This is a genomic window from Streptomyces sp. NPDC016640, assembly GCF_043076215.1.
GTDB lineage: Bacteria > Actinomycetota > Actinomycetes > Streptomycetales > Streptomycetaceae > Streptomyces.
On the sequence record NZ_JBIBRG010000028.1, the window covers coordinates 23,407 to 31,463 of the forward strand.

8 protein-coding genes and 1 rRNA gene are annotated in these 8,057 nt (G+C 69.2%); all 9 read right to left on the reverse strand.

The window, feature by feature from the left end; translation table 11 throughout:
* Positions 1-46: 46 nt before the first annotated feature.
* On the reverse strand, positions 47-520 hold the full coding sequence (locus ACF07S_RS33070) for a bifunctional nuclease family protein (RefSeq protein WP_030833746.1): 474 nt from the start codon (positions 518-520) through the stop codon (positions 47-49).
* Between the two features lie 84 nt (positions 521-604).
* On the reverse strand, positions 605-1,342 hold the full coding sequence (locus ACF07S_RS33075) for a MerR family transcriptional regulator (protein WP_391967267.1): 738 nt from the start codon (positions 1,340-1,342) through the stop codon (positions 605-607).
* 41 nt (positions 1,343-1,383) lie between these two features.
* Entirely contained in the window at positions 1,384-2,328 is a 945-nt protein-coding gene (locus ACF07S_RS33080; RefSeq protein WP_391975891.1) for an FHA domain-containing protein, read from the reverse strand.
* Between the two features lie 61 nt (positions 2,329-2,389).
* Entirely contained in the window at positions 2,390-3,298 is a 909-nt protein-coding gene (locus ACF07S_RS33085) for a DUF881 domain-containing protein (RefSeq protein ID WP_391967265.1), read from the reverse strand.
* 5 nt (positions 3,299-3,303) lie between these two features.
* Positions 3,304-3,636 carry a small basic family protein gene (locus ACF07S_RS33090; protein ID WP_391967264.1) on the reverse strand — a complete coding sequence of 111 codons (333 nt, stop codon included), beginning with the start codon at positions 3,634-3,636 and terminating at the stop codon, positions 3,304-3,306.
* On the reverse strand, positions 3,633-4,529 hold the full coding sequence (locus ACF07S_RS33095) for a DUF881 domain-containing protein (RefSeq protein ID WP_391967263.1): 897 nt from the start codon (positions 4,527-4,529) through the stop codon (positions 3,633-3,635). Before ACF07S_RS33095 ends, ACF07S_RS33090 begins: the two co-directional genes overlap by 4 nt.
* A gap of 107 nt (positions 4,530-4,636) precedes the next feature.
* Positions 4,637-7,132: a sugar phosphate nucleotidyltransferase gene (locus ACF07S_RS33100; protein WP_391967262.1), complete on the reverse strand. Its 2,496-nt coding sequence runs from the start codon at positions 7,130-7,132 to the stop codon at positions 4,637-4,639.
* Positions 7,133-7,245: 113 nt separating this feature from the next.
* Entirely contained in the window at positions 7,246-7,854 is a 609-nt protein-coding gene (locus tag ACF07S_RS33105) for a CDP-alcohol phosphatidyltransferase family protein (RefSeq protein ID WP_391975892.1), read from the reverse strand.
* A gap of 108 nt (positions 7,855-7,962) precedes the next feature.
* Positions 7,963-8,057 (reverse strand): 5S ribosomal RNA (rrf, locus tag ACF07S_RS33110); the annotation flags it as partial.

The window sequence follows — 8,057 nt, forward strand, 5'->3', positions numbered from 1 at the left end:
TCGGCGCGAGCCCGGCGGTCGGCCGGGGCGGCGGTGTCCTCCTCCCCTACTGGTTGCTCGATCCGAAGTCCTCCGGCGAGATCTGGTCGAGGAACTCACGGAACTTCTCCACCTCGTCCTCCTGCTCGTCCGGGATGGCGATCCCCGCGTCGTCGAGCACCGTGTCACTGCCGTAGATCGGCGTGCCCGTGCGCAGTGCCAGCGCTATGGCGTCGGAGGGGCGGGCACTCACCTCGACCCCGCTGGCGAAGACCAGCTCGGCGTAGAAGACGCCCTCGCGCAGGTCGGTGATCCGCACTTCCGTGAGCTCCTGGCCGACGGCTTCCAGCACGTCCTTGAACAGGTCGTGGGTCAGCGGCCGTGCGGGGGCCATGCCCTGCTGGGCGAAGGCGATGGCCGTCGCCTCCCCCGGTCCGATCCAGATGGGGAGGTAGCGGTCGCCGCCCACCTCACGCAACAGCACGATCGGTTGGTTGGAGGGCATCTCGACCCGGACACCTACGACATCGAGCTCGTTCACACAGCAACCCTAGGCCGTGCCCGGGACGTTTGGGTAGTCGGGCCGGGAACGGGTGACCGATCCGGCCCGCCGGGCCCTGCCCCGTCAGGGCAGCCGTACCCCGAGCGCCGACTGCACCAGCGCCGCGTGCAGCTTCACCGTGAGCGCCGCCAGCTCCTTGGTGCGGGCCTCGGCGTGGGCCCGGGTCTGCGGGTTCCGGTGGCGTTTCAGCGGGGCGACGACCTGGTCCACGAGGCCGGCCTCCCGGTCGGCCGCGGCCTTCATCGCCCTCAGGTGACGCGGCTCGATCCCGAACCGCCCCAGCTCCGCGATGAGGCCGGCGACGGTGACCGACTCGGCGTCGTACACCCCGTCCCCCACCTGGGTGAGCAGTCCGTAGGACTCCCACTCGGCGAGCGTCGGCTCGTCGACGCCGGCGGCCGCCAGCAGCCGGTCACGCCCGACGCGGGCCGCCGCCGGCCCGTCGGGGGCCGGCTCGTGGGCGGCGTCCCCGTCACCCGGCCGGCCCAGTACCGGCGGCTGGACGGCTTCACCGCGCTCCAGGGCCGTCAGGTGCTCGCGGATCACCTTGAGCGGCAGATAGTGGTCCCGCTGCATTCTCAGCACATGGCCGAGGCGCTCGACGTCCCCGGCGCTGAACTTGCGGTACCCCGAGGGGGTCCGCTGCGGCTCGATGAGCCCTTCCGACTCCAGGAAACGGATCTTGGAGATGGTGACTTCGGGGAACTCCTCGCGCAGCACGCTCAGCACCCCGCCGATGCTCATCAGTCCGGTGTCGGCGGCGGCGCCGTTCCCGGCACCGCCGCTCGGTGTCTGCGGCATGGACCTTCCCTGGAGTACCCCCGGACGGAATCCGGGGGCGGTCAGTAGCCCCGCTGGCTCGCGTGGAAGACCAGCCGGTACTTGCCGATCTGCACCTCGTCACCGTTGGACAGGGCGACCTGGTCGATCCGCTCGCGGTTGACGTACGTGCCGTTGAGGCTGCCGACGTCGGCCACCGTGAACGAGCCGTCCGCGCCGCGGCGGAACTCCACGTGCCGGCGGGAGACCGTCACGTCGTCCAGGAAGATGTCGCTCTGCGGGTGCCGCCCGGCCGTGGTCAGGTCGCCGTCCAGCAGGAAGCGGCTGCCCGAGTTCGGTCCGCGGCGCACCACGAGGAGCGCGGAGCCCACCGGCAGCGCGTCGACCGCCGCCTGCGCCTCCGGGGAGAGCGTCGGCATCTGCGTCTGGCCGGTGACCTCGGCGTCGTAGGCCTCGAGACCGGAGATCGAGATCGTGGACGTCGTCTCGGAGGGGCGCTCCGGGGCGGCTCCGGGCCTGAGCAGCGCTCCGCAGTTGGAGCAGAAGCGACTGTTCTCCGCGTTGCGGTTGCCGCACCTCGAACAGACCAGTGCCGACATGGAAGGATCCTCCTGCCGCGGCTGCCCGCCGGGAGCTTGGGACGCGTACGGGTCGGAGTGTCCTCCGCCCGCACCTGAGGCCGGCGTCTGCCCGAAGCCTATGCCGCCCGACTGCGCGGGGTCAGCGGAGGACGCACCCCGGCCCCCGGCACCGCCGACCTGGTCCCGGAACAGCGGACGCTGACCTTCCGCATCAGGCTGTGCGCGATGGCGAGCGGTCGCGTTGTCGCTGCCCTCTCGCCGCGCGCTCTTGCCGAACAATTTCGCAAACAACTTCACGGGCGATTCCCCTTGACCGAAACAGACCCGCCCGTGGGGCAGGACGAACCCTGATTGAACACATTGGCCGACCCGGACATCCTCACAACGTCCGCCTCCGCCAGACAGTTTCCACCACGCACCACCCATTCGGTGCGCCGACCCCCCGCAACCTCATGCCCTCGCCGGACGCCCCGCATGCACCCCCGGTTCACCGGGAGGACGACCGAGCGTAGTCAGGCCGCTTCGCCGCCCGCAAGGCATCCACGACGATCTTGGTCGACCGCTCCACCGTAACGGTGGCCCGTTCCTTCTCGAGAGTCTGCACCACTCCTCCGGGGATGTTGAGCGCCGGCTCGAGGTCCTGCGGCTTGCCGATGACCTTGAAACGATAGGGCGCGGTGATCTTGTTCCCGTCCACGCCGACGCCGTTCCCGGAATCCGTCAGATAGGTGCTCGCCACCACACGCACGCCGTTGACCTGGATCGCCTCGGCCCCCGCCGCGCGCAGCTCCTGAATGGCGTCGAGCAGCATGTTCGCCTCGACCGTCCCCTTCGTGTCTTCGATGGTCATCGTGATCCCGGGACCCTCCGCGGCCACGGTGCCCGCCAGGACGCCGAGTTGCCGTTCCTTCTCCATCATCTGCTTCCGGGCCTCTTCGGCCTGGTCGGAGCTGTTCTCCAGCTCGTCGCGCTGCTTCTCGAGTCCCTGCTTCTCGTCTTCAAGACGCTCTGTGCGGTCGTCGAGTTCATCGAGGATCCGCACAAGATCCTCCTGGCGTGCCCCGCGCAGTGCGCTGTCGCCGTCGCTGTTCGAGGCCACCTGGACGGCCAGCCCGAAACCGAGGCCGAACAGCAGCAGGGCGACGATGAGTTGGGCCCGGGTCACCCGCGGTGGCCACAGGCCCGCCACCAGTCGCTGCCGTCCGGTCGGACCGGGCTCGGGCCGCTCCTGCGGGGCCTCCTCCGCTCCCGCGAAGGGGCGCGGAGGGATCACGGGGACCACGGGGACCTCTGCGGGCAGCTCCTTGCGCAGGCCCGTCGCGGGCCGGGCCTCGGCAGCGGGCCCGGGCCGGGACACCGGCGGGCGTGTCGTCTCGTCGTGCTCTCGCTCGCTCATCGGCCTCACGCCCGGAAGACGTGCCGGCGGATCGCCGCGGCGTTGGAGAAGATGCGGATACCGAGGACGACGACGACGCCCGTGGACAGCTGGGCCCCCACGCCGAGCTTGTCGCCGAGGAACACGATCAGTGCGGCGACGACGACGTTGGACAGGAACGACACCACGAAGACCTTGTCGTCGAAGATGCCGTCGAGCATGGCCCGCAGCCCTCCGAACACGGCGTCGAGCGCCGCGACGACGGCGATCGGCAGATAAGGCTCGACGACCGCCGGAACCTCGGGCCGGACCCACAGTCCGGCCACGACTCCCACGACGAGGCCCAGTACGGCGATCACGATGTGCCCTTCCCGGTTATCGGCTGTGCGGTACGTACGATCACACTCGGTGCTGCGGGCAGCCGGACGTCGTCCTCCGTGGAGATGGCCGTCCGGATGCCGTAGTTCTCCTGCAGGGCGTGCAGATAGAGCCCGTCCGCGCTGTTCTGGAACCGGTCGCTCAGTCGCCCGCCGTCCCCCACCGCGAGCACCGTGTACGGCGGCACCAGCGGCTTGTTGTCGACCAGTATCGCGTCGCCCGCGGCCCTGATCGCCGACAGGGCCGTCAGCCGCTGTCCGTTGATGGAGACGGCCTCCGCGCCGGACGCCCACAGGCCGTTGACCACCCGTTGCATGTCCCGGTCGCGGACCCGCCCGGTGTCGGCGAATCCGGAGGTCGACCGCGGGTCGCCGTCGCCGCCCGCGCTGGTGTCCTTGGCGTCGTTCACCACGAGCCGCACGCCGGGGCCGTGCACCGCGACGGCGCCGGACAGGATGCCCACCAGCGCGGACCGGTCGCCTGCGCCGCTGTCCCGGAGCGCCTCGCGCTGGCGCGCGCCCACGTCCGCGCGCAGCTCGTCGATGCCGTTCTCGAGCTCGTCCGCGGCGTCGGTCTCCTGATCGATGCGGTCGATCAGTTCCTCGCGCTCCTTGGCGACGACGGGCGCCTCGACCCGGGCCTGCGCGGCGCCGACGGTCACGATCAGGCCGGCGAGCACCAGGCCGACGGCGAGTCCGAGCCTGGCCCTGAGGGTCTTCGGCATGCCGCCCTCGCCGTCGGCCTTCTTCCGCACGGCGGCCTCGGCGTACCCGTCGTCGAGGCTGTGGTCCATGACGTTGGTGAGCAACGACATGGAGGCGTCCGGACGCACGGGCCGCGCGGGTGTGCTCCGAACGGGGGGTGGCTGCGGCATGACGCACATCGTCGCACGCCGCGGCCACTGCCTACGAACGGACCTACCGGCGTGCCGGACAGGCCCCGTTGGGGATACTTGTCCGGCACGCACGTGTACTGATCGTTTTACCGTCCCGCGCTGTCCACGACCGTCGCCCACTCGTCGAGCAGGGCCTGTGCGGAGGCGTCGTCGGGGCCTTCGGCCCACAGGTGGGTGACCGCCTCGGCCGGGTCGGGCAGCACCATCACCCAGCGGCCGTCGGTCTCCACCACGCGCACGCCGTCGGTGGTGTCCACGAAGCGGTCTCCGGCCGCTTCGACGACCCGCCGCATCACCAGGCCCTTGACAGCCCACGGGGTCGCCAGGTCCCGCTTGAGCACGTGCGCACGCGGAATCCGCGCGTCGATCTGGCTGAGTGTGAGCTGCGTCCGCGCCACCAGCCCGATGAGCCGCACGAAGGCCGCGGTGCCGTCGTAGACACTGCTGAACTCGGGGACGATGAAGCCGCCCTTGCCGTCACCGCCGAAGATCGTCCCTTCCTCGCCGCCCACGCGCGTGAGGTCGTCGGGCGAGGTCGTCGTCCACTCGACCTGCGTGCCGTGGTACGCCGCCACCTGCTCGGCGATCCTGGTGGTGGTCACCGGGAGCGCGACCCGGCCGCTGCGCCGCTCGGAGGCGATGAGGTCGAGCATCACGAGCAGCGCCCGGTCGTCCTCGATGATCCGCCCCTTCTCGTCGACCAGGGACAGCCGCTCGCCCACGGGGTCGAACCGCACGCCGAACGCGGCACCGGAGGATGCCACGATCTCCCCGAGCCGGACCAGGCCCGAGCGCCGCATGTCGGCGGTCTCGGTCGGCCGGGACTCGTCGAGGCCGGGGTTGATGGTCAGCGAGTCGACGCCCAGCTTGCCGAGCAGGCTCGGCAGCACGAGGCCGGCGCTGCCGTTGGAGGCGTCCACGACCACCTTGAGCCCGGACTCCGCGATGCCGGTGATGTCGACGTTGCGCAGCAGGGATCCCGTGTACGAGTCGAAGACACTGGCCGGGAAGTGCAGGTCCCCGATCTCCCCCGGGAACGCCCGCCGGTACTCCTGCCGCGCGAACACCCGGTCCAGTTTCCGCTGACTGCCTTGCGAGAGGTCGGCTCCCTGCCCGTCGAAGAACATGATGTCGACGGAGTCCGGCACGCCGGGCGTGGTCCGGATCATGATGCCGCCCGCACTGCCCCGTGCGGTCTGCTGCCGTGCCACGGGCAGCGGCACGTTCTCCAGGTCCCGTACGTCGATGGCGCTGGCCTGGAGGGCGGAGATGACCGCTCGCTTCAGCGCACGGGCGCCGCGGGAGTGGTCGCGCGCCGTGGTGACGGTCGAGCCCTTCTTCAGCGTCGTCGCGTACGCGCCGGCCAGCCGTACCGCGAGTTCCGGCGTGATCTCGACGTTCAGGATGCCGGACACGCCCCGGGCGCCGAAGAGATGCGCCTGTCCTCTGGATTCCCAGATGACCGAGGTGTTGACGAACGCGCCTGCCTCGATGGTCTTGAACGGGTAGACCCGCACATTGCCCTGGACGATCGATTCCTCACCGATCAGGCACTCGTCACCGATGACGGCGCCGTCCTCGATCCGTGCCGCGCGCATGATGTCGGTGTTCTTGCCGACGACGCAGCCGCGCAGATTGCTGTGCGGTCCGACGTACACGTTGTCGTGGACGACGGCCTTGTGCATGAACGCGCCGCTCTTGACGACGACGTTGGAACCCACGACCGTGTGTTCGCGGATCTCCGCGCCGGCCTCGACCTTGGCGTAGTCCCCGATGTAGAGCGGCCCACGGAGCACGGCGTCGGGGTGCACCTCGGCCCCTTCGGCGACCCATACGCCCGGGGAGATCTCGAAGCCGTCGATGTCGACATCGACCTTGCCCTCGAGGACGTCGGCCTGCGCCTTCCCATAGCTCTCGTGCGTGCCTACGTCCTCCCAGTAGCCCTCGGCGACATAGCCGTAGACGGGCTTGCCCTCCTTCATCAGCTGGGGGAAGACGTCACCGGACCAGTCGACGGGTACGTCGGGCTCGACGTAGTCGAAGACCTCGGGCTCCATCACGTAGATGCCGGTGTTCACTGTGTCGGAGAAGACCTGTCCCCAGGTCGGCTTCTCGAGGAAGCGCTCGACCTTGCCTTCCTCGTCCACAATGGTGATGCCGAATTCCAGGGGGTTGGGGACGCGGGTCAGGCAGACCGTGACCAGGGCGCCCTTCTCCTTGTGGAAATTGATCAGCTCGGTGAGGTCGAAGTCGGTCAGGGCGTCACCGGAGATGACGAGGAAAGCATCGTCCTTCAGCGCCTCTTCGGCGTTCTTGACGCTCCCGGCGGTACCGAGTGGCTTCTCCTCGTTGGCATAGGTGAGCTCCATCCCGAGCTCCTCGCCGTCACCGAAATAGTTCTTGACGAGTGACGCAAGAAACTGGACAGTCACAACGGTTTCGTTGAGCCCATGCCTTTTCAGCAGCCTCAGAACGTGCTCCATGATCGGCCGGTTGGCCACCGGCAGGAGCGGCTTGGGCATGCTTGAGGTCATGGGGCGAAGGCGCGTGCCTTCGCCTCCGGCCATCACGACGGCCTTCATGTCGGAAGCGTCCTCCTCGAAGAGACGACGGTCTGGCCGACTTCTCCCGCCGAGATTGCCCCGCGTGTTTCACCACGGGGCATCGCGCAGCCATGAGCGCGCCAGTCAGCGAGTCAATCGGCCATGGTGTCCGCACGGATCAGGCGGCGGACTTGGACCACGTAAAGCACTCCTGCCCACCAATACAGGGTTGTACCCCATCCGGCGAACGCCCAGCCGAAAATAGCAGCGAGTGACGAGATCCAGCCAGTTCCGTCACTGAGCAGGAGCAGCGGGAAGGCACACATCAGGTTGAAGGTGGCGGCCTTCCCCAGGAAGTTGACCTGTGGCGGCGGATAGCCGTGCCGCCGGAGAATGCCCACCATGACGAGGAGGACCAGCTCACGGGCCAGCAGTGCGGCGGTCAGCCAGAGCGGCAGGATCTCGCGCCAGGTGAGCCCTACGAGGGTGGAGAGGATGTAGAGCCGGTCGGCGGCGGGGTCGAGGAGCCGGCCGAGGCTGCTGATCTGGTTCCAGCGCCGCGCGAGTTTCCCGTCCAGGTAGTCGGTGATGCCGCTGAGGGCCAGCACCAGGAGCGCCCAGCCGTCGCTCTCGGGGCCGCCGAACTCGGGCCTGAGGATCAACCACAGGAAGAGGGGTACGCCGACGAGCCGCGCCATGCTGAGCATGTTCGGGATGGTGAGCACGCGGTCCGTCTGGATCCGCGTCTCCTGAACCTCCACCCGGGATCCTCCTGTGGGAATCGTGTCGACGATGCCCCCGACCCTACCTCAACGCAAAAAAGCTCTGGCCCTCGGGCTATACGCCCGAGAGCCAGAGCTCTGAAAGGAGTTCGGCGGCGTCCTACTCTCCCACAGGGTCCCCCCTGCAGTACCATCGGCGCTGTAAGGCTTAGCTTCCGGGTTCGGAATGTAACCGGGCGTTT

What these genes read in the sequence shown, in the direction of transcription:
- ACF07S_RS33075 (WP_391967267.1), bottom strand. Translation starts at nt 1,342, where the DNA reads ATGCCGCAGACACCGAGCGGCGGTGCCGGGAACGGCGCCGCCGCCGAC.
- ACF07S_RS33085 (WP_391967265.1), bottom strand. Translation starts at nt 3,298, where the DNA reads ATGAGCGAGCGAGAGCACGACGAGACGACACGCCCGCCGGTGTCCCGG.
- ACF07S_RS33080 (WP_391975891.1), bottom strand. Translation starts at nt 2,328, where the DNA reads ATGGGTGGTGCGTGGTGGAAACTGTCTGGCGGAGGCGGACGTTGTGAG.
- ACF07S_RS33095 (WP_391967263.1), bottom strand. Translation starts at nt 4,529, where the DNA reads ATGCCGCAGCCACCCCCCGTTCGGAGCACACCCGCGCGGCCCGTGCGT.
- ACF07S_RS33100 (WP_391967262.1), bottom strand. Translation starts at nt 7,132, where the DNA reads ATGAAGGCCGTCGTGATGGCCGGAGGCGAAGGCACGCGCCTTCGCCCC.